This window comes from Roseibium denhamense (genome assembly GCF_009711415.1).
Lineage (GTDB): Bacteria > Pseudomonadota > Alphaproteobacteria > Rhizobiales > Stappiaceae > Roseibium > Roseibium denhamense.
In genome coordinates this window covers 1-26,011 of sequence record NZ_SMLZ01000086.1, presented here as the reverse complement: position 1 = coordinate 26,011, position 26,011 = coordinate 1, and the positions used below count along the sequence as shown (strand labels likewise).

22 protein-coding genes are annotated in these 26,011 nt (G+C 58.3%); 12 read left to right on the top strand and 10 right to left on the bottom strand.

All coding sequences use genetic code 11. From position 1 onward, the window contains the following. Positions 1-13: 13 nt before the first annotated feature. Positions 14-2,665 carry an SH3 domain-containing protein gene (locus E1180_RS02715; protein ID WP_155189551.1) on the bottom strand — a complete coding sequence of 884 codons (2,652 nt, stop codon included), beginning with the start codon at positions 2,663-2,665 and terminating at the stop codon, positions 14-16. 339 nt (positions 2,666-3,004) lie between these two features. On the opposite strand from E1180_RS02715, the gene E1180_RS02710 reads away from it, so the two are divergent. Further along, complete coding sequence (locus E1180_RS02710) at positions 3,005-3,463, top strand: hypothetical protein (RefSeq protein ID WP_155189550.1); 459 nt, start codon at positions 3,005-3,007, stop codon at positions 3,461-3,463. 50 nt (positions 3,464-3,513) lie between these two features. Here E1180_RS02710 and E1180_RS02705 read toward each other — a convergent pair whose 3' ends face one another. Both E1180_RS02705 and E1180_RS02700 read right to left on the bottom strand, forming a co-directional pair. After that, on the bottom strand, positions 3,514-4,638 hold the full coding sequence (locus tag E1180_RS02705; protein WP_155189549.1) for a Gfo/Idh/MocA family protein: 1,125 nt from the start codon (positions 4,636-4,638) through the stop codon (positions 3,514-3,516). Between the two features lie 40 nt (positions 4,639-4,678). Next, positions 4,679-5,389, bottom strand: coding sequence for a GntR family transcriptional regulator (locus E1180_RS02700; protein WP_196220513.1), 711 nt, complete (start codon positions 5,387-5,389; stop codon positions 4,679-4,681). A 128-nt stretch (positions 5,390-5,517) separates the two neighbouring features. Between E1180_RS02700 and E1180_RS02695 the strand changes: the two genes are divergently transcribed. The 6 genes from E1180_RS02695 to E1180_RS02670 are packed head-to-tail and all read left to right on the top strand — an operon-like array spanning position 5,518 to position 11,301. Next, positions 5,518-6,672 carry an LLM class flavin-dependent oxidoreductase gene (locus tag E1180_RS02695; RefSeq protein WP_155189547.1) on the top strand — a complete coding sequence of 385 codons (1,155 nt, stop codon included), beginning with the start codon at positions 5,518-5,520 and terminating at the stop codon, positions 6,670-6,672. Beyond that, positions 6,672-7,562, top strand: a complete 891-nt coding sequence (locus E1180_RS02690) for an aldo/keto reductase (protein WP_155189546.1) — start codon at positions 6,672-6,674, stop codon at positions 7,560-7,562. The genes E1180_RS02695 and E1180_RS02690 overlap by 1 nt, the downstream gene beginning before the upstream one ends. Continuing rightward, positions 7,562-8,077: a flavin reductase family protein gene (locus tag E1180_RS02685; RefSeq protein WP_155189545.1), complete on the top strand. Its 516-nt coding sequence runs from the start codon at positions 7,562-7,564 to the stop codon at positions 8,075-8,077. Before E1180_RS02690 ends, E1180_RS02685 begins: the two co-directional genes overlap by 1 nt. 55 nt (positions 8,078-8,132) lie before the next feature. Beyond that, the gene (locus E1180_RS02680) at positions 8,133-8,723 is read left to right on the top strand and encodes a TRAP transporter small permease (RefSeq protein ID WP_155189544.1); all 591 of its coding nucleotides are present in this window, start codon (positions 8,133-8,135) and stop codon (positions 8,721-8,723) included. Continuing rightward, positions 8,723-10,216, top strand: coding sequence for a TRAP transporter large permease (locus tag E1180_RS02675; RefSeq protein ID WP_155189543.1), 1,494 nt, complete (start codon positions 8,723-8,725; stop codon positions 10,214-10,216). Before E1180_RS02680 ends, E1180_RS02675 begins: the two co-directional genes overlap by 1 nt. Before the next feature lie 26 nt (positions 10,217-10,242). Next, on the top strand, positions 10,243-11,301 hold the full coding sequence (locus E1180_RS02670; RefSeq protein WP_155189542.1) for a TRAP transporter substrate-binding protein: 1,059 nt from the start codon (positions 10,243-10,245) through the stop codon (positions 11,299-11,301). Positions 11,302-11,415: 114 nt separating this feature from the next. Here the strand turns inward: E1180_RS02670 and E1180_RS02665 are convergent, their stop codons facing one another. Further along, positions 11,416-11,898 (bottom strand): tetratricopeptide repeat protein, encoded by a 483-nt coding sequence (locus tag E1180_RS02665; RefSeq protein ID WP_196220512.1) that lies wholly within the window; start codon positions 11,896-11,898, stop codon positions 11,416-11,418. Here E1180_RS02665 and E1180_RS02660 point away from each other — a divergent pair. The 3 genes from E1180_RS02660 to metG all read left to right on the top strand — a co-directional run bounded on the left by E1180_RS02660 (position 11,890) and on the right by metG (position 16,080). After that, a complete protein-coding gene (locus E1180_RS02660) occupies positions 11,890-13,218 on the top strand; it encodes a cytochrome-c peroxidase (RefSeq protein ID WP_155189541.1) in 1,329 nt (442 codons plus the stop codon). The two genes, E1180_RS02665 and E1180_RS02660, sit on opposite strands and share 9 nt — an antisense overlap. A 15-nt stretch (positions 13,219-13,233) precedes the next feature. Then, positions 13,234-14,229, top strand: a complete 996-nt coding sequence (locus E1180_RS02655; protein WP_155189540.1) for a YeiH family protein — start codon at positions 13,234-13,236, stop codon at positions 14,227-14,229. Positions 14,230-14,559: 330 nt separating this feature from the next. Then, positions 14,560-16,080 (top strand): methionine--tRNA ligase, encoded by a 1,521-nt coding sequence (gene metG / locus E1180_RS02650; RefSeq protein ID WP_155189539.1) that lies wholly within the window; start codon positions 14,560-14,562, stop codon positions 16,078-16,080. 104 nt (positions 16,081-16,184) lie between these two features. Here the strand turns inward: metG and E1180_RS02645 are convergent, their stop codons facing one another. The 3 genes from E1180_RS02645 to E1180_RS02635 form a co-directional block, all read right to left on the bottom strand. Further along, positions 16,185-16,679, bottom strand: coding sequence for a GNAT family N-acetyltransferase (locus tag E1180_RS02645; protein ID WP_155189538.1), 495 nt, complete (start codon positions 16,677-16,679; stop codon positions 16,185-16,187). Between the two features lie 53 nt (positions 16,680-16,732). Next, on the bottom strand, positions 16,733-17,614 hold the full coding sequence (gene dapA / locus E1180_RS02640) for a 4-hydroxy-tetrahydrodipicolinate synthase (protein ID WP_155189537.1): 882 nt from the start codon (positions 17,612-17,614) through the stop codon (positions 16,733-16,735). Positions 17,615-17,707: 93 nt separating this feature from the next. Beyond that, positions 17,708-18,334, bottom strand: coding sequence for a LysE family translocator (locus E1180_RS02635; RefSeq protein ID WP_196220511.1), 627 nt, complete (start codon positions 18,332-18,334; stop codon positions 17,708-17,710). Positions 18,335-18,631: 297 nt separating this feature from the next. Between E1180_RS02635 and E1180_RS02630 the strand changes: the two genes are divergently transcribed. Continuing rightward, positions 18,632-19,060 (top strand): hypothetical protein, encoded by a 429-nt coding sequence (locus tag E1180_RS02630; RefSeq protein WP_155189535.1) that lies wholly within the window; start codon positions 18,632-18,634, stop codon positions 19,058-19,060. Positions 19,061-19,079: 19 nt separating this feature from the next. Further along, positions 19,080-19,853, top strand: a complete 774-nt coding sequence (locus E1180_RS02625; RefSeq protein ID WP_283404474.1) for a MinD/ParA family ATP-binding protein — start codon at positions 19,080-19,082, stop codon at positions 19,851-19,853. Positions 19,854-19,876: 23 nt separating this feature from the next. On the opposite strand, the gene E1180_RS02620 is transcribed toward E1180_RS02625, so the two are convergent. The 3 genes from E1180_RS02620 to tssH all read right to left on the bottom strand — a co-directional run bounded on the left by E1180_RS02620 (position 19,877) and on the right by tssH (position 25,906). Next, positions 19,877-21,214: a serine/threonine-protein kinase gene (locus tag E1180_RS02620; RefSeq protein ID WP_155189534.1), complete on the bottom strand. Its 1,338-nt coding sequence runs from the start codon at positions 21,212-21,214 to the stop codon at positions 19,877-19,879. A gap of 197 nt (positions 21,215-21,411) precedes the next feature. Next, the gene (locus tag E1180_RS02615) at positions 21,412-23,028 is read right to left on the bottom strand and encodes a sigma-54-dependent Fis family transcriptional regulator (RefSeq protein ID WP_155189533.1); all 1,617 of its coding nucleotides are present in this window, start codon (positions 23,026-23,028) and stop codon (positions 21,412-21,414) included. 130 nt (positions 23,029-23,158) lie between these two features. Beyond that, entirely contained in the window at positions 23,159-25,906 is a 2,748-nt protein-coding gene (gene tssH, locus E1180_RS02610) for a type VI secretion system ATPase TssH (protein ID WP_155189532.1), read from the bottom strand. Positions 25,907-26,011 lie beyond the last annotated feature (105 nt).

Here is a 26,011-nt window from a genome sequence, read left to right as displayed (position 1 = left end):
AACGGGCGCCTTATCAACCTCTCCTGCGGCCCCCTCCGCCCCGGCGCTGACCTCCGCGGTTTTGAGGCCTGGCCTGCTGCGGTGCCCTTTGAACATTGCGCTGCCGGTTCACCTGGCGGTTCCCTGCATCCCGCGCCCGCCTATCCCTGTTGAGGTGAGCGGGTGCCTGCGGCCGGGCTGCCGGGCGTGTTTGCGGGCGTTGAGCGGGACGCTGAACATTGGGCCTTTGCGCCGGTTTCTGGACATTTGGCCGTTGCACATTTGGACGTTGGGCATTCGGGCGGTCACCCGCCGGCCGGTTCGCCGAGCGTTGTACATTCGGCCGTTCACCGGCAGGCAGGTTCGCCGGGCGTTGCACGTTTGGCCGGTTCCCCGCATTGGGCCTGTTCGCGATCGCAGCTCCCGCGCCCGCGCCAATGGCCCCTCCGGCAAGACCGGCGCCGACGTCACCCAGCCGGTTCTGTATGGCGTCCCTTGACGGGGCTGAGACATCCCCCCAGCGGCCGCCTTCAAACTTCTGCCACGCATCTCCATCCCGGCGGTAGACCGCGCCGTCCCGGCCAGCGAACACATCACCGCGCCGGTCCAGGCTGGCAACACGGCCCAAATCACCATCCCGTTTCCAGCGCTGGACCGCCCCAGCCTGAATGTCACGCGTGCGGGCCCATTGCGGACCGGACACGACAGCACCGCCCCAGGACCCGTAAATTCCGCGCGCACCACCTGCAACGATCCTGTTCCCGGTGCGCGGATTATAGGCCGAAATGAAACCGGCGCTGCCACGCGGGCCGGAGATGGCCGCACCCCGGATATACCCTCCGGTCCGCGGATTGTAGATCCCGCCGCCGGCAATGCCCCGGCGCGGACCATAGGCGTAGCCATAGCGGCCATATGTTCCGCGAACCGGATTGTAGAACGCTCCGATGCCATAGGTCACAGGGCGCGGGAAATAGATTGGCCGGTATCCCGGACGATACCAAGGCCGGTAGTAGTAGCCTGTGCCATAGACAAAGACGCCCCATGCCAGGAAGCCCGTGAGATACCCCATCGTGTAACCGTACCAGACCGCATCCGGCTCACTTTCATAAACACGCACATAGGTCGTGTTGTAGACCGGCGATGAGGGCGGGATCGTGTAAATGTCGTCCGGGACTGCCGTTGCGACCTCAAAGGGGCCCTGCGGGCTGTCGCCGACAAACCAGACCCCATTTTGAAGTACGTAATATTTTGCGCCGACCTGGATGACCTGCTCGTTGGTGTTGACCGCGTAGGACATGGACGTGCCTTCGATCGGCTCGAATTCCGGATCTCCCGCATAGGACACATCTGCGCTGACCGTGCCAAGCTCTACGCGCGCTGTGGTTGGGATACTCGCTTTCAGGCGGGCCTGGGAGGCTTCGGATGTGCCGGGAATGGACGACCGCACAGAGTAATAAGGCGCATTTTCGGGAAGGTTCTGGAAGTCAGAGGGCATGTCCGGTGTGGTGAAGGTCCAGGGCCCGTCAAGGGAAGCGGATTTGAACCAGCGGCCGGAGACAAGAATGTACCAGGTGGAGGTGCTTTTGAGGAAGAAGACATCGCTATCAGTGTTGGAAGCCCACTCAAGGTCCGTGCCGGCAACGGGTTCAAGCTTCGGTTCGCCTTCAAAGACAATCATTTCGGCTGGTTTGTCGGAATAGATCACCTTCGGAGGCTTGTTGTCAGCGAAAGGTTCTCCCGGGATGGCCGCCCGCGTTTCACTCCAGTTGTCATCATCAGGCAAGTTGGTGATCAAGTCCGGCAGCGTTCCGGCAGCCTCCCAGCCCGTGGAGATATCAGAAGTCTTCAGCCAGGAGTTTTCATCCCGCAGATAAAGCTCTTCCGTCTCGTCTATCTTCAGAATGTCCCAGTTCGTGTTGACGACAAAACTCAAGCCCTGGTCGCCCTTGACCGGTGCCCAGATCGGAGTGCCTTCAGTCTGAACCAGAATGGCCGGTTCGTTTGAAACGAAAACCGGGGGCGCTTCGGCATTCAGGCCGCTCACATCGTCCATGCGCTGGTACTCGGCGAGACCGGCCGTAATACGATCTTCCTTTATTGTGATCGTTCCAGTCGGCATGATCTTTCCGACCTGCAAGGTCAAATCGGTCAAGGACGCCCGGTCGAGCGCCGAGAAATCAAGTTGCGTGACCTTGATCCCGGTGACATCCACCTCTCCCTTGCCGGGATCGGCCAGCGTCTCCCCGCTCACCCCAATGACGCCGAATACCGGCGCGGCATCCTTGTCCTTGATGTATTCGGCCGCAATCAGGGCCTTGAGCGTTTTGAAATTGTCCCATTCGGTGAACTGCGGCTGGTAAAGCACAAGCGTTGCGCCGCCATCGGTCTCAAAGGCCCGCGGCCAGCCGGTCGTCTCCTCCGGTTCCGTCAATTGGAGATACTGGCCGCTGATGAACCCGTTCTGGCCATTGTAACTGACCGAACACCAGGCTCCCGTGTCATCGCAATTCTGCAGCTCGACAGCCGTACCGTTCGCAACGGTTCCAAGGCTGCCAAATCCGGTGCCGGGCCCCTGCCTGAAATTGACATTGGCAGTCGTCACCGCAGGCGCTGCAAGAACGCCTTGAACGAAGACCGTTTGAACCACAAGGGCAGAGGAAAGAAGGACTGAGATTGTTTTGCGCATGGGGCCTCCCGAGGGCAAACATTTTGCTGGAAAGGATGGCCAGTGGACCGGCTCTTGATTGGTGCCGCAACGGCACGGTCAGTTTGCGAGGCGGAAACAAAAGAGTCCAGTTGTGAATTGATATGCTCACGCCCTGGAGCAGCATCAGCGCGGAAAATGAAGCCTTCATGGCGCATTGGGAAATTGTGAGGACGATTTCCATCAAAGAGCAGTCCAGTCGGTACCGATCGGCCCTCCAGTCTTTTCATGTGCGCTGAATCACATGCACGGAAAAGAGGCTTACGCTACGTTGAAAGCGTGCCCAATGACCGCTCGACAGCAATTCTCCAGGAGACCGCCATGCCGATCCGTTTAAAGCTGACCCTATTGAAGAAAACTCTGCTTGCCGTCGCAGCCCTTGGCGCTGCTGCCACTGCCGTGCCGGTTTCCGTGACAGCCGCGAAAGCGGAAACATTCTACTGCAAGAGCACAAAGACCCCGAACGGGCAGGCAAAATACTGCAATTTCCTGCTGTTCGACCGGTCCTTCACCCGGCACAAGCAGATTGTCGTCCGCCGGGGCGCACGGACCAATGTCGCCGTGAACGGACGCTATGATGTCTTTTGCGTCCTGGTGCAGGACCATCGCGGTGTCCCGACAAACATCGCTTACCGCAAGCAGCAGTGCCAAAAAACCGACACCGGGCGGAATTACCAGTTTCCAATCCGGGAAATGAACATGCGTAAGGGCCGGAACGGGTTCAGTACGGACCGCACAAACGCGTTCGCGCCGCAAAACCGCCTGCGCAATACCTACTAAGAGCCGGCGCAGGCAGCTCCGCCCCGGCTCACCTAGGAAGTTTCAATCGCTTAACAGGCGACGGACGAGACGGCAGGGGTTTTCAGGACGACCACCTGGCCGGTCCGGGCCGATTGCTGGGCGGCAAGGCCCATCTCGACGGCCCGCCGCCCGTCTTCGAGTGACACTTCGGGAAGCTGCTTCTCGCCGCGAACCACCGCTACAAAACCCTGATGCTGATAGAAGGTCGATCCGTTGTGATCGCCCGCATCGAGAATGGCCGGATCAACCGGAATATCGATCTGGCGCGGGCCCTTCGGATGGCGCGGTGATACGATCAGCTGCGGAACCGGCGCCTCTCCGAGGTCCTTTGGCCAAAACCGGCCTGGTCCCGGGACGAGCGCTTCGATCTTTCCGGCCGGGCCAACCGCCGACACTTCTTCCTGATAACGGGAGCCTTCGGCAAACATGCACAGTTCCAGCATTGCCCGCGCACCGTTTTCGAAATCGACAATCACATAGCCATTGTCGAGGATATCCGGCTGTTCGCCGTCGTAGCGCTCTTCCTTGTGGTTTGCATCCTGGCCTGCGGATGCCATGACGCGCACCGGCTCACACTTCATGATGAGCCGCATGAGATCGAAGAAGTGGCAGCATTTTTCGACAAAGGTACCACCGGAATAGCGGTTGAACCGGTTCCACGCGCCCACCTTGTCCAGGAACGGAAAACGGTGTTCACGAATGGTGAGCATCTTGATGCCGCCCGTGGTTTCTTCCGCTTGCTCGATGAGCGCGGCAATCGGCGGCATATAGCGGTATTCCATGGCGACCCAAACCGGGGCCGGATAGGAAGCCTTGAAAGCGTCCAGCGCAGCCAATTCCTTCGGGTCCGTGAACAACGGCTTTTCGACGAGCAACGGCAACGGCCGTTTGCGGCCGATTTCTTCCATCTGGGGGATATGGCAGTGGTTCGGACTTGCGATCAGGATGCAGTCCAGAGCCTCGATATCCAGCAGGGCGTCGACAGAATCAACAAACACAGCGCCTGGGGCGAATTCCGCCGCGGCCTGTGCCATTCCGGTGTCCGGTTCAAAAATAACGGTCACTTCAGTGTCGGGAAGAAGCGCAATGTTGCGCAGGTGTTCCTGCCCCATCATTCCGCAGCCGATAACACCGTATCTCACCTTCGCAGGCATTCCTTATTCTCCAGTCAAGGGCGGTTTCTTTATGCCCGCCTCATTTAAGCCGTTGGACGTAATGCGCCTTGTCGGTGTCGAACCAAGTCCGCGAATACTCGATTGGCTTCGGACGGTCAGACCAGCTGTACCGTTCGATGAACCCCGTCGATGTTCCGGGCTTCTTGCCGAAAACATCCGGCGCCCAATCCGGCACATGGCCGATTGAGACCCTGTCTTCAGCCCGGCTTATCCAGAACTGAAGATGCTTTTGGTAGAACCGGTAAAGGGAATCAGACAAGAGCTCCCGCTTCACGGTTCCAGCATCGCCATCAAGCCAGATCTCCTCCACCGCGATCATTGTCTCGTTCAGATACCGCAGCCGCCGGATGCGTGTTGCTTCGGAGCTTGTTCCAAACGCCGGCAGATCGCCGGGCTTTGCCGTTCGCTGGACATTCAATATGTCCGCGCGCGGCAACCCGCCGCCGCCCAGAAGCTCCAGACGGAACATGGCATAGATGCTGTCTGTGGTCCCGCCCTGACGAATGTAGTTCCCCGACCCCTGAACGCGTTCCAGCAAGCCTTTTTCCGTAAGATCCGCCAAGGCCTTGCGCAGCGTGCCGATTGAGATGCCAAGCTCTTCCGCCATGTCGCGCTCCGGGGGCAGCCGCTCGCCATCAATGAGGCGTCCTGCGGCGATATCCCTAATTAAAAGCTCGCTTATTTGAACGTAGAGCGGCAACGGGTTGGATGTTTGAGACAGCATTCGCATCGTGTCTTCGGGGTCTGAATCTCGAAATTGATACACTATTGATTTACATCAAATCGGGTGATAAGCAAGAGGAAATCGAAGGCTTTCCGAAGCCAAGCGAAAACGAATGAAAGCTCGGGAGGCATTTCATGACAGTAGTCCCAGTAACATCGCCGGAACTGGAGGGGGCGGAGGTATCCTGGTTCGCCGCGCTCTGTTCTGACGACTACCAGTTCCTGGGTGTGCCGGAAGGCCATTTGCGTTCTTCCTGGAACCATTGCTCGTCCATTGTGAAGACCGCCGAAGCTCAGGGGTTCCGCAATATTTTGTGCCCCTCCTCCTACCAGGTCGGCCAGGACACTTTGTCTTTCGTCGCCGGCTGCGCGCCAATCACCGACAAGATCAATCTGCTAGCGGCTGTCCGGTGCGGGGAAATGCAGCCGATCATGCTGGCGCGCACCATTGCGACCCTCGATCACATGCTGGAAGGCCGCTTGACGGTCAACATTATCTCTTCCGACTTTCCTGGTGAACAGGCGGACAGCGGGTACCGCTACCAGCGTTCGCGGGAAGTGGTCGAAATTCTCAAGCCGGCCTGGACGCAGGACGAAATCAATTACGAAGGTGAGATCTACAACTTCAAGGGCCTGACGACAGATCCGGCAAGGCCCTACCAGACCGGCGGACCGCTTCTTTACTTCGGTGGTTATTCGCCAGCCGCGCTCGATCTGTGCGGCCAGCATTGCGACGTCTATCTGATGTGGCCGGAAAAAATCGAGGAACTCGAGGGTCGGATGAAGGCGGTTCATGCGGTCGCCGAAAAGTACGACCGAACCCTCGATTATGGCCTGCGCGTGCACATGGTCGTCCGGGACACCGAAAAAGAAGCTCAGGAATACGCCGACTATATCGTCTCCAAACTGGATAATGAAAAAGGCACAGCCATCCGCGAACGGGCACTCGATGCGAAATCCCTGGGCGTAAGCCATCAGGCCAAGAACCGCGAGATCGCGGACGCATTCGGCTATATCGAGCCGAACTTGTGGACCGGTGTCGGGCGTGCCCGGTCGGGCTGCGGAGCGGCGATTGTTGGCTCCACCGATCAGGTCATGACCAAGATTGAGCAGTACCAGAAAATGGGCATCCGGGCCTTCATCTTCTCCGGATACCCGCACGAAGAAGAAGCCAAACACTTTGGTGCCCGGGTGATGCCGAGCCTGAAGACCGTTTCGCTTCCGCATGCCTATGGCCGCGTTCCGGCCGCTGTCCCTGAAACCCCTCTTGGCAATGGAGTCCGCCGCTAATGGAACGCGTCAATCTTTCAGACACACTCGAGTTTTCCCGCATCATCTATGGCATGTGGCGGCTTGGTGATGACACGGATACATCTGCCGCACATGTGGAGCGCAAAATCCAATCCTGTCTTGACCAGGGCATCACGACCTTTGACCAGGCCGACATTTATGGCGGCTACATCGCAGAGGCGGTGTTGGGGGAAGCGCTCAAGGCCAATCCTTCGCTGCGCTCGAAGATGGAAATCGTCACCAAATGCGACATCGTCGCGCCTGTCGGGCGTTACGCAGACGCCAAGGTGAAACACTACGACACATCACGTGCCCACATCGAAAAGTCGGTCGAGCACTCGCTCAAGGACATGGCCATCGATACGATCGATCTTCTTCTGATCCACCGGCCCGACCCATTCATGGATCATCATGAGACGGGTGCTGCCCTTGATGATCTGGTGAAGAGCGGGAAAGTGAAAAACATCGGTGTGTCCAATTTCCGCCCGTGGGATTGGGAGCTTCTGCAGTCGACCATGTCCGCACCGCTGATCACCAACCAGATCGAAATATCACTCAAGGAAGTCTCGCCATTCACCAACGGTGATCTGGCCTTCCATCAGCGACTTGGCACCAAGCTGATGGCCTGGTCCCCGCTTGGCGGCGGCGACCTGATGTCGGATAGCGGCTCTCTCGGGGCCGTCATGGATGAGATCGGCCAGGCCTTCGGCACAGACCGGTCCGCAGTTGCCGTGGCGTTTTTGTTGGCGCATCCTGCAAAACTCCTGCCGGTAATGGGTACCAACAATCTCGAACGGATCGGTAAAATCTCCGACGCGCTCAAAGTCATAATTGACCGCGAAACCTGGTACCGCCTTTATGAAGCGGCCCTTGGACACGAGGTTCCCTGATGACAATGCAAAACGCAGATCACTCCGTCACCTTCGAACCGGACACGGACAACACCCGGATGCTCCGCGACGCTTTCGGGCGGTTTGCAACCGGTGTCACGGTGGTCACCGCAGATTCCGACGATGGTCCTGTCGGCATTACGGCGAACAGCTTTTCATCCGTGTCACTGGACCCGCCGCTGGTGCTTTGGATGCCGGACAAGGGGTCCCGGCGGTTCCGGTATTTCGAGCAGGCTGAGCGGTACGCCATTCACATTCTCAGCCATGAACAGGCTGAAATCTGCAATGGGTTTGTCAAGAACGCCCATGCATTTGACGAGCTGACATACAGGCTTTGCGAACAGGGTGTTCCCTTGATTGAGAACTGTCTTGCCCGGTTCGAATGCAAGAGATTTGCAGCCTATGACGGGGGCGATCATTTGATCGTCCTTGGACAGGTCATGCAGGCGGAAATGCGCAAGGGGGATGCGCTGACATTTTTTTCCGGCAAACTCGGCCAGATCGCTCCAGAATAAGGGCGGACAATGGGGCGGCTCGCTGCCCCGATAAAAAGAACTAGGGAGGGCCCACATGGGCATTTTGCTGGCAGCGCTCAAGCCGCTTGCCTTCGTCAACACGCATCTTTTGCGTCTTGGCAGAGCTATCGGCATCATTGCGGTCGCGCTCATGGTGGTGGCCATCCTGATCCAAGTCGTGTTCCGCTATGTCTTCAACAATGCCCTGCCCTGGCCGGACGAAGCCGCGCGCTTTTGCATGTTGTGGATGGCAGGTTTGATGGCACCGACGGCCCTGAGGCGCGGCGGATTTGTTGCCATCGACATGATCAACCTCATGCTGCCCCGCATGCTGGGCAACATCCTGTCCGTGGTCCTTCTCTTGATCTCCCTGTCCGTTCTGATCGTGGCGGCGCAGATCGGATATGCCGAAGTCACCGGCTTCGGCGGCAAGTTCGCAACCGCTTCCCTCTACGTTCCAGGCAATTTCACCTTCACCGAGTGGATCCGCGTTCCGCGCAGCTGGATGATGATGTCCATGTTTGTCGGCGTCATCCTGCTCTTGCTGGTGAATGTCGAACTGATCATTCGCAGTCTGGTGGCCGCCTTCGGAGCGGAAGACCGGCTGCCGAATATTCCGGATGCTGACATGGCGGGGGCTGACTGATGCTGATCTGGTTCCTGCCCGTCTTTCTCGTCTTTTTGATGATCGGTCTTCCGGTCTTTTTCGGCCTGCTCGCAGCACCCGGACTTTTGTTGTGGCTGAACGGCCAGGAGCGGGACATCACCTTACTCTACCGCAACGTCTACAATGGGATGGATTCATTTCCTCTGATGGCGATTCCGTTCTTCATGCTCGCAGGCGAGCTGATGAACAAGGGCGGCATCACAATGCGGCTAGTCGAGTTTTCGCAGGCGCTCATGGGCCATCTGCGCGGCGGGCTCGCCCACGTCAACATTCTTTCCTCCATGCTGTTCGCAGGCCTTTCCGGATCAGCCGTTGCGGATACGTCCGCGCTTGGTTCGATGCTGATTCCGGCGATGGAAAAGCAGGGATACACACGCCGTTTTGCTGCAGCGATCACGGCGGCCTCCTCTGTCATCGGGCCGATCATTCCGCCTTCCGGCATCATGATCATCTATGCGTATGTCATGGGTGAGAGTGTTGCCGCCCTGTTCCTTGCGGGCATCGTACCCGGTGCCATGGTCGGCATCGGCCTGATGGTCATGGTTCGCTTCATGGCAAACAGATACGACCTGCCCAAGGCCCAGCGGATTGTGAATCCGGGCCAGACAATGGCCCCGGTCGAATACTGGTTCTCGTTTGTCGTCCTGCGCCTCAACCTTGCATTCCTGCTCTATGCGCTTGCCAATTTGCTGACCGGCCTGTTCGGGTTTGACGGCCAGTCCGGGCTTTTCTACGCCATCTTGTATGTGGTGATGCTGATCATCTCCCACTTCATCCTGATGGGCCTGCGGGGGGCTGTGTCCAGCGATTTCCGCGTTGTCTGCAAGAAGGCCGTCGCCCCTCTGCAAACGCCGATCATCATTCTGGGCGGTATCTTGATCGGGGTTTTCACGCCAACAGAAGCGGCGGCTGTCGCCGTTGCCTATGCGCTCCTGATCGGGTTCTTCGTTCTGCATTCCATCAAGATGCATGAGATCCCGGGCGTCCTGAGCCGTGCGGGCATCACGTCGGCAGTTGTACTCTTGCTCGTTGGCGCTGCCATGGCCTTCAAAACAGTAGTTTCTTTGAGCCATGCGCCCGAAACCATGGCCGCTTTCGTTCTGTCGCTGTCGGACAATCCACTGATCCTGCTGTTCCTGATCAACCTGCTGCTGTTTGTAGTGGGCATGTTCCTGGATGCGGGACCGGCCATCATCATCCTGGGCCCGATCCTCGGGCCGATCTTCACCCAGATGGGCGTTGACCCGATCCATTTTGCCATCATCATGAGCGTGAACCTGACCATCGGTCTGGCGACACCGCCGATGGGGCTTGTCCTGTTTGTCGCAGCGTCGGTTTCAAGGGAACGGGTTGAAACCATAGCCAAGGCAATTCTACCGTTTCTGGCGGTGGAGATCGCGGTGATTTTCCTGATCACCTATATTCCGGCACTGTCCATGACGATCCCGCGTCTGACCGGATTTGCCAACTGATCTTGAGCTCAACAGGGAGGTACCTCATGCTCAAATCTGCACTGAAATCACTCACGGTGGCGGCGATGCTAGCCGGCTCCACCATGAGTGCCGTTGCCGCCGACTACACGCTGCGGGCGACCGCGAACTCCAACGAAAACGATGAAGACTATGATGGTCTGATCGTATTTAAGAACTACGTTGAAGCCGCTTCCAACGGTGCCATTGAAGTCGAACTCTTCATCGGGACGCAGCTTTGCTCAAATGGTGCTGAGTGCCTGCAAGGCGTTTCAGGCGGTGCGATCGACATCTACATCTCCACGTCCGGTGGCGCGTCCGGCATCTTTCCGTATGTCCAGGTCCTCGACCTGCCATACATGATGGCTGATGACCGCATCGCGGAACACGTTTTGTCCGGTGATTTTGTCCGCACCATGCGCGCAATGGCACTGGAAGACAGCCAGAACACAATCCGCCTGATGACCATCGGCAATACTGGCGGCTGGCGCAACTTTGCCAATACCGAGCGCCGGATCGCATCCCCTTCCGACATGGAAGGCCTCAAGATCCGGACCGTTGTTGCGGACCTTCCGCAGGTGCTCGTAAAGGCCCTTGGCGCCTCCCCGACCCCGATCCCGTGGCCCGAGCTGTTCACTTCCTTCCAGACCGGTGTGGTTGAAGGCTCCAAGAACGGCATCACCGACATCATGGGCATGAAGTTCCCGGACGCCGGCCTGCAATATGTCACTCTTGACGGCCATGCCTACATGGGTGCCCTTTGGTGGATGAACAACGAAAAGTTCCTGTCCATGCCGGAAGACATGCGCCGTGTCGTCGTAGACGGCTTCTATGCTCTGCAGCAGGCTACGTTTGCCTCGCCGAAGCGCAAATCCATTCAGGCTTACGAGGATTTCGTTTCTGGCGGCGGCGATCTCTACGTTCCAACCCCGGAAGAAAAGGCAGCCTTCAGAGAAGCAGCCGCTCCGGTGTTTGACTGGTTCAAGGCCAATGTCGGGCGCGGCGGCGAGATCTTCGGCGCACTTGAAGAAGCCGTTGCTGCGGCTGAGGCGGACGTCAATGGCGCACGCGACGCCGACCTGAACTAACCGCTTAAAACAGGAAAAGCCCGGCCAGGCCGGGCTTTTCATCTGGCGCAAAAGTTCTCATCCGCTCAGGTCTTTAATCCATGAAAGGGTTGAGCCGATCAGGTCAAACAGCCATCATCTGAACGGGTACATCCAGACCTTATAGTCATCGACAAGAATATGCGCTTTATCGATCTCTTCCTGGGTCATCTTCTTGACCACCTCTTCCAAAGAGATAGCCGCATCGGGATCGCCGCCGATTGCGGACAGCGTATACCACATGTAAGCGCGCACCAGATCGGGGGCCGGCAGGCCGCGGCCGATTTCGTAGTACCAGCCAACGCCGGATTGCGCGCCGGGATGGCCTTTCATGGCGCTGCGCAGGTACCATTCAAAGGCGCGCTGGTCGTCCCGCTCGACACCAAGTCCCATGGCGTACATGACGCCGATCAGTTCCTCCGCGTCCGCATTGCCGGACCGGGCGGCCGGCCACAGCGCTTCTTTGGCTTCCTCAAACTGGCCGGCTTCCATCATGTCGCGCGCTTCTTCGATTTCGGCAAAGGCCGGACCGGCAAGAACGGTCAATGCGATCACGGCGGCTTTCAGCGTATGTTTCATTTGGCGCTTGCCATTCCCCTGGTTTTTGCAACGTCCCTGACCGCGAGTGCAGCGGATCTGCCTGCCCCCCTGACACAGGACGCCTTTATTCCGTTCGACCGGAAACAGGCCGAACTCGGTCAGCTCCTGTTTTACGACAAGATCCTGTCGGGCAACAGGAATATTGCCTGCGCCACCTGCCATCATCCCACCCTTGGTACAGGCGACCGGCTGTCTCTCGGCATTGGCGAGGGCGGCGAAGGCCTTGGACTAAACAGAACGGCAGGCTCGGGCCCGGACCGGATTCAGAAAAGGATTCCGAGAAATGCGCCAGGCCTTTGGAATTTAGGCGCAAAAGACCTTCATACCCTGTTTCATGACGGACGCCTGTCCATTGCCGACACGTTCGAAAACGGCTTCAACTCGCCGGCCGAAGAGTGGCTGCCGGAAGGTTTCAACTCGCTTCTGGCGGCGCAGGCCGTCTTCCCGCTGGTGGCCCAGTTCGAAATGGCGGGAAATCTGAAGGAAAACGAGATCGTAGGCGCGGTCCATGACCGGATCGATGCTGCCTGGCCCATCATGGCAAAGCGGGTGCGGGTCATTCCTGAGTATGGCAGGAGATTCGTCGAAGCCTTTGATCACATTGAGAAACCCGAACAGGTGACCATTGTCGAAATCGCCAATGCACTGGCGGCTTTCCAGGCGGTGGAATGGCAAAGCTTTGACAGCCCGTTTGATCAATATCTTCAGGGCGACAAAACCGCTTTGTCCGATCAGCAGGTCCGCGGCCTGACCCTGTTTTATGGGAAGGCAAACTGCGCGAGCTGCCACTCTGGCCCGCTCTTGTCCGATCAGAAGTTTCATGCGCTTGGCCTGCCGCCCTTTGGCCCTGGCCGGACACGCATATTCGATCCGATGGTTCGGGATGTGGGCCGCATGGGCGAAAGCAACCGCCTGGAAGACGCCTACAGGTTCCGGACGCCGATGCTGCGAAATGTCGAGCTGACCGCCCCCTATGGCCACAACGGTGCCTATGCGACTCTTGACGGCATTATCCGCCATCACCTGGACCCGGACGGTATGCTTGCCGAGTGGAAGCCGGAGGATGCCCGCCTGCCCGCAGCGCCCTGGCTGGAGGCAATCGATTTCGTGGTCTGGACCGACAGCCGGGAGATGGCCCGGCAGAGTCTTTTTCGCGATCTCCCGCCGATGACTCTTTCGGACCGTGAAATCGATGATATAGTTGCTTTTATGAAAGCGCTTACAGGCACGGATTCCGTGACTTCCCCACCTTTCGGGATTCCCGACGCCGTACCCAGCGGCCTGCCGGTCGACAGATAATAACAAGGACGCCAAATGGTCGAAACGATCAAAAGCCGGGCCAATGAGCTTTTCCCGGGAGTTGCCATTGCAGGTCTGGTGGCGATCTCGGCGCAGTTTTTGAATGAGCACTATGGCGCTCCGGCCATGTTGATGGCGATTTTGCTCGGCATGCCCCTGCACTTTTTGTCAGAGGAAACCCGGACATCGGAAGGGATCGCCTTTTCCGCCAAGACCCTGTTGCGGATTGGTGTGGCGCTTCTGGGCGTGCGCATCAGTGTCGAGATGGTGCAGTCCCTCGGTCTGCCCTTCCTTCTTTTGGTGGTTGCGGGTGTTTTTGCCACCATCGGCTTTTCGCTTCTGGTCGGCCGCCTGTTTGGCAAGGACCGGCTGTTTTCGTTCCTGTCCGGTGGCGCCGTCGCCATTTGCGGCGCCTCGGCAGCCATGGCCATCGGTTCGATCCTGCCAAAGCGCGAGAACGCCGAGCGGGATCTCGCGTTCACCGTGATCACCGTGACCGTGCTGTCGACCATGGCAATGATCTTCTATCCCATCGTGACCAGTTACCTCGGGCTGACGATGGATGAAACCGGCGTCTTTCTCGGCGGCACCATTCACGATGTTGCCCAGGTGGTCGGCGCTGGCTTTTCGGTTTCCGAAGAAACCGGAGATTTGTCCACTTTGGTCAAGCTGATCCGGGTTACACTTCTTGCGCCTATCGTGCTGATTGCGGCCCTGATCCTGCGCAAGGGGATGGATCCCGGCGCCAGCCGGCCGCCGCTAATGCCCGGCTTTGTGATCGCCTTCCTTGTTCTGGCGACCTTGAATTCCTTCGAGCTCATCCCGGACCTGATCAAGGATACGGCCAGCCAGGTGTCCCGCTGGGCACTGCTTGCCGCCATCGCGGCCGTTGGCATGAAAACGTCAATCCCGAAACTTCTGGAAGTCGGCGGCCCTGCGATCTGGATGGTTGTGACCCAAACCGCCTTTCTGGCGCTGTTCGTCCTCGCCGGGATCTGGCTGATTGGATAGGTAGACTCAACAGTCGTCTCGAGATGGGAAAATCGAGACCTACGCTCCTTCGTCCTCCCGGGTGAAGCCTTCGCCCAGACCCGGGATCGATTAAGGAGCAGAGCGTTCGCTGTTTCAATCGAGCGCTTCGGTAATTGGAAATGAGAGTGCCCCCACTTGGAGGCGGACAAGACGACGGCATATTTTCGCGGCGTCTCGGCTTTCCCGCCGCCGCCCCTTTCCATCAAGCCCTGAGTATGGAATATAGCGCGCACTTGCCCTGTGCGGTCGCACACATCACATATAAATGTCGTCCCCGACAGACTTTGCCCGGAACTTCGAAAGCACCTGATGAAAAGCTACATCACGACCCCGATCTACTATGTCAATGGCAAGCCGCATATTGGCCATGCCTACACATCGATCGTTGCCGACATCATGAAGCGGAACCGGGAGGCTTTGGGCTATGAGATGATGCTGTCCACCGGTGTGGACGAACACGGCCAAAAGAACCAGGAAGCAGCTGCAGACCTGGAGATGGACGTCAACGCCTATCTCGACATGCGCTGCAAGGAGTTCAAAGACGTCTTTGACCAGTTCGGCGTGTCCTACGACTATTTCGTGCGCACCAGCCGCGACGGCCATAAGACTGCCGTTGCCGGAATGGAACAGACGATTTTCGACAAGGACCTGATCGTCAAGAAGCAGTACACCGGCACCTACTGTAAGGGCTGTGAAGAGTTCAAGAAGGAAAGCGACCTGACCGAAGACGGCCAGTGCCCGCTGCACCCGACGATGAAGGTCGAGACGACGGATGAGACCAACTACTTCCTGAAGCTGGAACCGTTCCGCGAGAAGCTCCTGCAGCATATCGACGATAATCCCGACTTCGTGCAGCCAGAAGCGTTCAAGAACGAACTGAAAAAGATGCTGGCCGAACCGCTGGAGGATCTTTGTATCTCCCGGCCAAAGTCACGCGTGACGCTCGGTGTGGAGCTGCCCTTTGACCAGGATTTTGTGACCTATGTCTGGTTCGACGCGCTGGCGAACTACCTGACCAACATCGGCTGGCCTGAAAACGGTTATGAAGACTGGTGGGCAGGCTGCGAGCATCTGATCGGCAAGGACATCTTGAAGCCGCACGGTGTCTACTGGCCGATCATGCTGATGGCGGCCGGTCTTCCACTGCCAAAGAAGCTCTCCGTCCACAGCCACTGGGTCGGTGCGGGCGGCGTCAAGATGTCGAAGTCCATCGGCAACACGGTGGACCCGGAAGAAGTAGCCGAAAAAGTTGGGATTGACGGCCTGCGCTGGTATCTCGCCCGTCACATGCGGGCGGACAGCGACAGCCAGATATCGGTCGATCTGATCATTCAGACGTTCAACAGCGAGCTTGGCAACAAGATCGGCAACCTGTTGTCCCGCGTCGCCAAGTTCTCCAACAAAAACTTCGACGGCAAGGTCCCAGCACCGGGCGCACTGACCGCAGAAGACGAGGCGCTGCGCAAGACGGTTCTGGATGCGGTTGCCGGTTTTGGTGCCTGGATCGACATGGCTGACATTCCGGCGCAGGTTCAAAAGATCGTCGAAGCGGCCACCGCGATGAACGAATACATCGATCAACAGGCGCCCTGGTCGCTGTTCAAGAACGAAGAGACCCGCGAGCGCTGCGCGACCGTTCTCTATGTCACGCTCGATTGCCAGCGGGTCCTGTTCGAAGCCCTGCGCCAGGTCATTCCGGCCTCTTCCGGGAAGGCTCTTGCGATGCTGAACGCTCCCAGTGCGGAAACGCCCTGGAAACCGGAACTGGACAGACTACCTGGCGGCAATCCGCTCGGCGAGCTTGGAACCCTGTTCCCACGCGTGCAGTAAGGACAGGCTCGTTAAGACCGCCTCTCGATCTGGGTCTTAAGAAACGGCATTCATCCCCGCGTTACGCGGGGATGCGGGCTGAAAGTGCGCGCTCAATCTTCGTGTCAGGCGCCATCCCGCTCGTGATGCTGGACTAAGGGGCCAACAGGCCGCGTCATGAATACGCTTTCCGGATCCTCAGCATAGCCGCCAAAGGGCGGGCAATACTGAAACGAGAAACGCTCATAGAGACGGCGGGCGGCGCTGGAAGCCTCCCGGCTGCCGGTTTCCAGAGACAATTGGTTCAAACCAAGACGGTGCGCCTCCTCAAGAACGGCCGCAACCAATTTGGCCCCGACGCCCTTCCCCCGCGCAGCATCCAGCACATGCATGGATTTCAGTTCGCCGTGACTTGCATCCAGCGCTTTAAGACCCGCCATGCCGACAATCGTCCCCTCCTCCCAGGCGCCGAACAGCTGCACACCGCTGTCGGCGTAACTGCCCGCCCCGATATGATGATTGCTCTCCGCCGGATAATGCGCGTTGCCATGGGCCACGTGCGCCTCGATGAGTTTCTGAACTTGCGGATCTTCCGGATTGGCTTTCTGGACGACGATCATAAACTGCCTGTTTTGAATACCTGCCCTTCGGGGCGATTGCCGAGACGCGTGGCCTACCCTGTCAGACCAACCGCCGCCATGGCCCGGTCCAGCGCTGATTTGGTGGTGTCTTCAAGTGTTGTCAGCGGCGAGCGGACTTCGTCCGTGCAAAGCCCAAGGCGCGACAGGGCGTATTTGGCACAAGCGGCGGGCGGTTCCAAAAACAGAGCATTGTGCAGCGGCAGCAGTCTATCCTGAAGATCGCGCGCATCGTCCCACCGGCCAGAGAGGCACGCCTCCTGAAATGCGGCGCACAACCGCGGCGCCACATTTGCCGTGACCGAAATACAGCCAACCCCGCCATGGGCGTTAAAGCCCAGCGCGGCGGCATCTTCGGCGGACAGCTGAATAAACTCCCGGCCGCATTGGGCGCGCTGCTGGCTGACACGCTCCATGCTTCCGGTCGCATCTTTCACACCGATGATCCGGGGCCACCGGGCCATTTCCGCCATGGTTTCCGGCTCGAGGTCAATCACGCAGCGGCCAGGAATATTGTAGAGAATGATCGGGAGCGTGCTGTTGTCGTGGAGCACCTTGTAATGCGCCAGAAGGCCGGCCTGGTTCGGCTTGTTGTAGTAGGGTGTAACGATGAGCGCGGCGTCGGCACCCGCAGCTTCCGCCGCCTGGAGCATGTCCAGCGACTGGTCCGTGCTGTTCGACCCCGTGCCGGCAATTACCGGGATCCGCCCGGCGGCAAGTCGCACAACTTCACGGACGACTTGCTTGTGCTCGTCTTTGGGCAGGGTCGGGCTCTCGCCGGTCGTGCCGACGGCAACCAGCCCGTGGCTGCCCTCCTCGATGTGCCACTCGACCAACCGCGCCAGCGCTTCGTAATCAACGTCCCCCTCTCGAAACGGTGTTACCAGTGCTGGTATCGATCCTTTGAAATCCGGCATTCCCATCCCCAAACCAGTTTCTAGTCACTGCGTTATCTTGTCTGTGCCGTTTATGTCCAAACTAAGCGGAGAGCGCAAACCGGTTGTGGATGGTCACCTCTCTGCCAGGGCCAGACGGACAGCAAGTGCTGCAAAGACCGCGCCCGCCAGCCTGTTCAGCCAAATCTGCGCGGCCGGCGACCGCTTCAGAAAATTGCCGAGCGTCCCGCCGCCCAGCGCGACCCCGCCAAAGACAAGAACCGTTGCGCAGATGAACAAGGCGCCCAGGATCAGGATTTGACCCGCAACAGGGCCGCGCGCAGGATCGGAAAACTGGGGCAGGAACGCCAGGAAGAAGATCGCCACCTTCGGGTTGGTGACATTCATCACGATGCCCCTGCGATAGAGCGCCAGGAGCGACAAGTCCGGAACGTCCCGGTTTTCAGGATCATCCGCTCCGGCCCGGAAAGCCTGCACGGCGAGATAAAGAAGGTAGGCCGCGCCTGCCAGCTTCAGAACGGTAAAGGCCAAAGCCGACGTTTGAAACACTGCAGCGACACCCAGCGCCACGGCGGCGGAATGAAATATTAGCCCCGTGCAAAGGCCAAGCGTGACGACGAAACCGGCCAGCCTTCCATGAAGGGCTGATTGCGTCAGAACAAAGAGATTATCGGGACCCGGCGCCAATCCAAGCGCGATGGCAGCCGCGAAGAAAACCGAAAGAACATCGAAGGGAATCAAGCCTGTCTCCAAATCAGTCTCGCAAGGTCCAATTGCGTAGATCAGGCAGCCTTGAACGGAAAGCGAATTCTCACATGCCGCTGCGATTATCTCAAACTGCCGGTCATTCTCAGCGTGTTTCCAAGGCGCTTTATTCTCCAGCCCGCGCAATCTGCATTGCCCGGGCAACCGCCCTTCATAATCCGTTTTGACGCAAGGTCTTGGCGCGGTTCGGGAGTTTTGCCTTGGGCTTGGGGGACAGGTGATGTATCCATGGGCAAACGGCATCAAGCCGCAACAATCACCAAGGGATGTGCCGTGAGTTCACCCAGCACCATAGAGCCTGCCATTGCCAGTCTTGCAAAGACATGTGAGGCAATTGCAAACGGCCGCTATGAAGATGTTGAAGACCTTTATAACGTCATCACGGATGAAAGCGTTCCGGCGGCCATCCGCGGCCTTGCGGAAACGTTTTCCAGCATGGTGGTCCAGGTGGAAGCGCGCGAGTTCCACTCCAGCCAGCTGATCGAGGATCTGTCTGAAACCCGGCGGCAATTGGAGATGGCTCAGGCCAAGCTGCGCAAGGAAAACGCGGAACTCAAGGTCCGGCTGGACAAGTTTGAAGTCGCCTATGACGAAGCAGAGGCGCAAATGGAAGTCGAGAAGGTCGCCGATACGGATTACTTCCGGTCCCTGCAATCCCGGGCCAAGTCGCTGCGCGCCAAGTACAAGACTTCAGATAGCTAATCAGACAAAAGAGATCTGCGTGACCAAAATCATTTCAACCCATTCCTACCGAGGCGGGACCGGCAAATCGAATGTGACCGCGAATCTCGCGGCAAGCCTTGCTCTGCGCGGATATCGCGTTGGCATTGTCGACACCGACATTCAATCGCCCGGGATTCACACGCTGTTTCATGTTGATCTGAACACGGTCACCCATACGCTCAACAACTATCTTTGGGGCTATTGCAGCATCCAGGACACGGTTCTGGATATCACCGACGGCGTGACAGGCCCCGATGGGGCGCCGTCAATCTCTGGTCCCGGCAAGGTCTTCCTCATCCCCTCCTCCATCAAGACCGGAGACATCGCCCGGATCGTGAAGGAAATGTATGATGTGGAGTCGCTCAACCGCGGTTTCATGGAATTCTGCAAGACCATGGAACTCGACTATCTGCTGATCGACACCCATCCGGGGGTTAACGAAGAGACGCTCCTGTCCATCGCAATTTCAGACACGCTCCTGTTGATCCTGCGGCCTGATATCCAGGACTATCAGGGAACCGCCGTGACGCTTGAGCTCGCCCGTAAACTCGAGGTGCCGCAGCTCTTCCTCGTCGTCAACAAGGCCCTTGAGACGTTCGACTTTCAAGACTTGTCGCAGCGGATCTTTTCGAATTACCGTACCCCGGTCGCGGCCGTCCTGCCGCTATCAACAGACCTGATCCAGATCGGCAGCACGGGTTTGATCAGAACCCTGCATCCTGACCACCAGTTCACCAAGGCAATTGAGGCAATTGTCGACTCTATCGAATAGCCTTTGATCGGGTACCCGCTGATTTAAACACTGCGGGCAAATAGCCCCGTTTGAAACGCCTCCGCGTTGGGAAGGCGGGCCTCCCTCTGGAAGGCAAGTGCTGCTTCGATTGTCTCCCAAACACCGGGCTCCAGGTCACCCAACGGATCTGGGCGCGCGCCATTTTTGACCGCGTCATCAATCGGCATCATGCCAAAGGGATGACGTCCGGACAGCACTTGATAGGCGATGCAGCCAAGTGCGAACACGTCGTCTCTGGGGTCGCGCGGCGCATTTTCGAACATTTCAGGGCTTGCATAGCTCGGCGTCAGACCGCTCGGCAGACCGGAGCCGCTCGCGTCACCGGACGTGACGGCCGCAAGTCCGAAATCCAGCAACTTGGCAGCGCCTTTATGGGCGAAAACATTGCCGGGTTTCAGGTCGGAATGCACAACATTTTTGCTATGGGCATAAACAAGCGCGGCGCACATGCCCTGAAGCAATGTGGACGCCTCGCTCCCCGGCAGGGGCCGCCCCACCATTGCCGAAAGGCGCCGGTCCAGCGTTGTTCCCTGCAACAGCTCCATCACAATGAAGACTTCGCCGCGATCCCGGTCGAAATCGTAGACATTGGCGATATTCGGATGGGCCAGCATCTGGGATTTTCGCGCCTCTGCCTCCATCTGGCGCAGGGCATCCACGTCGGCGCGAACGGTATCGTTCAAAAGTTTGATCGCCACATAAGGCTCGTCATGCCCCGCTTCGAGCCGCCGCCGGTCCACCGCAGAATAAACGATGCCCATGGCGCCCCGGCCGATTTCCTCGTCCAGCACAAAACGGTCCCGCAGGATAGAGCCGACATCGGCTCTCGCGCGGTGACCGGTTTCAAGACTTTCAAGGCTTGCCGCCCCGCGCGAGTGCCCCGAGGCTGCCCTGCGCGCATCCGAGCGCATCCGGGCGCTTTTGTATCCGGTAAGGAACTGATCGAGATTTCCGGTGTCTTCCTCGGCAGGTGTGTTTTGTTCTCCGCTTTCCCGCGCTTTGCGGAAGTCCTTGTATCCTTCCACAAGCGACCCGAGCACAACGTCGTCCACCCGTTCCCGCATTTCATCCCCGGCATGAGCGGGCGGGCTGGTCAGATAGGGTAAAGGCGGCAGGTACGGCGATTGGTTCGGGCCAGGGTTCTGCGGCGCCTCTTCCCGGACCACTGCATGCGGAATGGTTGGCTCATCCAGGTCGTCGGCATCACCTTGTGGAGTTGCTTTCACTGGAGGTTCATTGTCCGGTACGGCGTGACTGCCTTGCGGAAGCTGGGTGCGTATAATCTGCGCCAGATCATTCGGGATCCGGCCCGTTTCCACCGCTTCTGAAAGGGTTTTCAAAACAGTACCAGCATGTTCGGCTGACTGGGCGGCACTGTCCTTCAGCTTGTGAACCAGCGCGTCATACGAAAGCCGACCTGTTACGAACTGCTGCAGCAGCCCGGAGGTATCCGGCCCATTTCCAGCCGGATCAATCTTCTTCGGTTTTGATCCAAAAAGTCGCAGCGGTCCGAGCTTTCGTCTGCAGCCCCCAGGCGTCAGAAACCGGCCGGGCGCGTGATGTTATACCTATTGAGCTTTTCAATAATGGTGCGCCTGCTTACTTTCAGTAAACGGGCCGCATTCGTTTTGTTCCAGCCAGCTTCCCGCATTTTCGCTTCGATGACCAGCGCTTCATATTGGCCGACAATCGATTTCAGGTCTCCGTCCGGGATCGATGACGGCATGCGCCCGCCTATCCCATCGCGCGGCCCTGACAATTCAATCGGCAAATGTTCCAACTGGATCGGATAGCCCTCTTCCGCCATCAACCGGGCACGGTCCAGAATGTTCTTCAATTCCCGCACATTCCCCGGATAACTCCAGCACATCAGGGCATCGAGCGCCTCTGAATCAACAACCGGCACGGGGCGGCCCGCCTTGGCAGCGCCCTGCTTGAGGAAATGGTCGATAAGCTTTGGAATATCGGAAGGACGTTCGCGAAGCGGGGGCAAATTGATCGGGAAGACGTTCAGCCGGTAGAAGAGATCCCGCCGGAACTCGCCCTGCTCGATCTTCTCCTCCAGATTGACATTGGTCGCGCCAACGATCCGGACATCAACGTATTCGGTTTTTGTGGCGCCAACCCGCCGCACTTCACCTTCCTGAAGCAGCCTGAGGACTTTCGCCTGCAGTGCAAGCGGCATGTCCCCAATTTCGTCAAGAAACAGCGTGCCGTTATGCGCTTCATGCGCCAGTCCCTGCTTGTTGGTGCCAGCACCCGTGAACGCGCCTTTGACATGCCCAAACAATTCGCTTTCCAGAAGGGCTTCCGGCAAGGCTGCGCAGTTCTGCACAACAAACGGCTTGTCTGTGCGGTCACTCGACTGATGGATGAAGGCCGCCATCATCTCCTTCCCTGTACCGGTCTCGCCGCGCAGAAGGATCGGAACATCGGAACCGGCTGCCTTGCCGATCAGGTTGATTGCTTTTTCAATCGGCGGGCTGTCACCGACCAGGCCTTGCGGTTTTTTGTGGGCGGGTTTCAGCGGCTTGTCCGGCCGCTTCGTCATCTGTTTCGGCAGTTCGTTCACATAGCGGTCGAACTGTTTCTTCATCCGCGTATTTTCTTCAAGAATGCGCGCATTCCAAAGGCAAATGCCCGCATGGATGGTCAGAGCCTGAAGCTGTTTCAGCGCCTTCTCGTTGACGGCTCCGATCTGGTCGACGCCGTTCCGGGTATTGATTAATTGCAGGATGCCGACCGAGCGGTCTTTCAAAACAGTCATCGGAACGATGACGAGGGACCGGGTAGTCGTTCCGCCAACACGGTCGTCTTCCTCGATCCTGGAAAAATCATATCCGACCGCCGTTTTGATATCGGAAATATTGATCACTGTACCCGTGGATACGACAAGGGCCGACGGCAAATTGAGATTAGGCACCCCGTCCGGGCCATAAATATCGATCCGCTCTCCGGAGGGAACAGCCGACGCAGTGCTGAAATATTTCGAAGCTGTCCGGTGAAGGTTCCGGCCGAGCGTGTCGAGCGTGTAGATGGATCCACCTTCGGCACGTGAGATCTTCAGTGCGGAATCCAGCACCAGGTCCAGAACAGTCTCAACTTTTTCTGCCCCAGCGAGCGCTTCGGTCAGCTCCAGTATCTCATCGAGCATAAAGGTCTCCCACCATCCGGCCTCCGCCGGGAAATACAGGTGGAGAGCAGCCGTTTCAGCCGCTGTCCAGCCTGTTGTTCACTTCCGCACCGGCAACCGTTTTCTTGAGCCGCCGGATCTGGTGCCGCCGTCAGGACAGCGTATAGGTAAAGTGTCCGGGCTCACCGACACCGATTGAGGCTTTGGTGAAATCGGCATCCTCCCCGCCCATCTGCGTCAGAAGCTCGGTGGACAGCTCCGGCAAGATGGTGCGGTTGACGATGTGGTCGATATTCCGGGCTCCGGTTTCGACTTCCGTGCATCGTGCGGCGATCGATTTGACGACGTCGTCCGAATATTCGAGTTCCATCTTCTGGTTTTCGCGCAGGCGCTTTCCAACCTTGTTCAGCTTCAGGCGGACAATCTTTTCCAGCGGGTCGCCGATCAGCGGATAGAATGGCACGATCTGCATCCGCGCCAGAAGAGCCGGTTTAAAGTGCGCGCTCAGGATCGGACGGCAGGCAGCCACCAGTTCATCCACATCCGGCTTGTTCGGCAAGGACCCCATTTCCGTCAAGACGTCGGTCGCAAGATTGCTCGTCAAAACCACAATCGTGTTCTTGAAGTCGATCTGGCGGCCCTCCCCGTCGGACAGAACGCCCTTGTCGAAGACCTGATAGAAGAGGTTCATCACCTCAAGATCGGCCTTTTCGACCTCATCCAGCAATACCACGGAGTAAGGCCGCTGACGAACGGCTTCGGTCAGAACGCCACCCTCGCCGTAGCCTACATAGCCCGGAGGGGATCCGACCAGCTTCGACACCGTGTGCTTTTCCTGGAATTCGGACATGTTTATGGAAATCAGGAAACGCTCACCGCCGAAGAGCTGATCGGCGATGGCTGTCGCCAGTTCGGTCTTGCCCACCCCGGACGGACCAACGAACAGGAACACGCCCATCGGGGCATCCGGGTTCTGAACACCGGCCTTGGCTGTTCTCAGCGCCTCGTCCACGGCCTGGATGGCGTGATCCTGGCCGATGACGCGGGCCTGGAGGTTCTGGGAGAGTTTGAGAACGGAATCGGCCTCATTTTCAACCATCCGGCCCAGCGGCACTCCGGTCCAATCAGAGATGACCTGACCGATTGCTTCTTCCGTAACTTCGAAGGAAACCAGCGGATCGCCCGCCTGCGCTTCCTTCAGGTCCTGCGCAATCTCCGCATACCGGACTTTCATGGCGTCCGCGTCCGGCGCTGCTTCCGCAGGTGCGCTTTCGTCTGCCGGTGTGTCTGAGCCGCCGTCATTGGCGTCAGCGGCTGCCTCGGCCTCTGCTTCAACCGTCTCCACATCAGCCGGTTCATCGCCAGCCAAACTCAAGCCTAGTTCATGGCGGAGCTTGAGGATTTCGTTGACGATGCCGAGTTCCTTCTGCCAACGGGCGGTCAAGTCCGCAATCTCGGTTTCCGCTGTCTTGATCTCGGCCTCGATCTCTTCAACGTCAAGCTCGCCGCCGCTGAAGTCAGCCTGATAATCCCGTTTCAAGGACTCCAAGGCGCGGTTCAACTCGCCCAAGCGTTTCTCTTTCAGTTCGATTACGAACGGCTTTGACGAGAGGGACAGCTTTACACGGGCACAAGCCGTGTCGAGAACATCGACCGCCTTGTCCGGCAATTGGCGCCCTGAAATGTAACGCGCGGACAACTTGGCCGCCGCCACGACCGCTCCGTCGCGAATGTAAACGCCGTGGTTCTTTTCATAGGCACCGCGCAGGCCACGCATGATCGTGATGGCCTGTTCCGGGCTGGGCTCATCCAGCTTGACCAGCTGGAAGCGGCGTTCCAGTGCCGGGTCTTTTTCGAAATACTTCTTGTACTCGCTCCATGTCGTGGCGGCGACCGTGCGCAATTCACCACGAGCAAGTGCCGGTTTGAGAAGGTTGGCGGCGTCGGCGCCACCGGCGGACCCGCCCGCACCGATCAGCATATGCGCTTCATCAATGAACAGGATGATCGGCTTCGGGGAGGACTTCACCTCATCGATAATGCCTTTCAGGCGGTTTTCGAATTCGCCCTTAACGCCGGCACCGGCCTGAAGCATGCCAAGATCGAGACCGATCAGTTCAACATTCTTCAGCATGTCCGGAACATCGCCTTCGGCAATCTTGACGGCAAGACCCTCGACAACCGCGGTTTTACCCACGCCCGGCTCACCCACACAAATCGGATTGTTTTTCCGGCGGCGGCCGAGAACGTCGATCATCTGCTGGATCTCACGATCCCGGCAGAACACCTGATCGATTTTCCCTTCCCGGGCGGCCTGCGTAAAATTGGTACAAAATCTTGCCAGCGCGCTATCCGGGCTCATGCCCGGAGCAACGGACGGTGCTTTGTCGTCGCCAGCTGCAACGGCGGTCAGTCCAGCAGTTGTCTCTTCGGAATTGCCGATAATTTCGCCGAAGTTCTTCTTGAACTCGGCAAAGGACATGGCGTCCAGGTGTTGCATCCAGCGGTCATCGCCATACCGGTTCGGTTGCGCGAAGATCGTTGCAAGCAAGCTGCCGGAACGAACCTGATCCAGGTCCAGCTCGACGGAACTGATCAGCCAGGAATCCGAGATGAGCTCGATCAGAAGCGGCGAGAAGACCGGACGGCCCTGATTGCCGGTCTTCATCTTCTCCAGGACCGATTGCAAACCCTTGCGCAAAACAGCGGGGTCAATCTCGAAATGCCTCAGGGCACTTTGAACATCATGCTGGCTGTCTTCGGAAAAGACGTGCAGCAGGTGTTCGATCGACACCTCGTAGTGGCCTCGGGTAACCGCCAGCCCGGCAGCGGATTCCAGGGAACGCCGGGAATAGGTATTCAAACGGCCAATGAGGCGACGGAGATCAAGATCCAGCAACTTTCCACCCTCTGGTTCGGCGCTCGCAAGCGGCGCAAGTCAATGGTTAGATTGGTTTCATGACAGACATGTCATGACCGGGAAACAGATTACGCTAGGTCACAC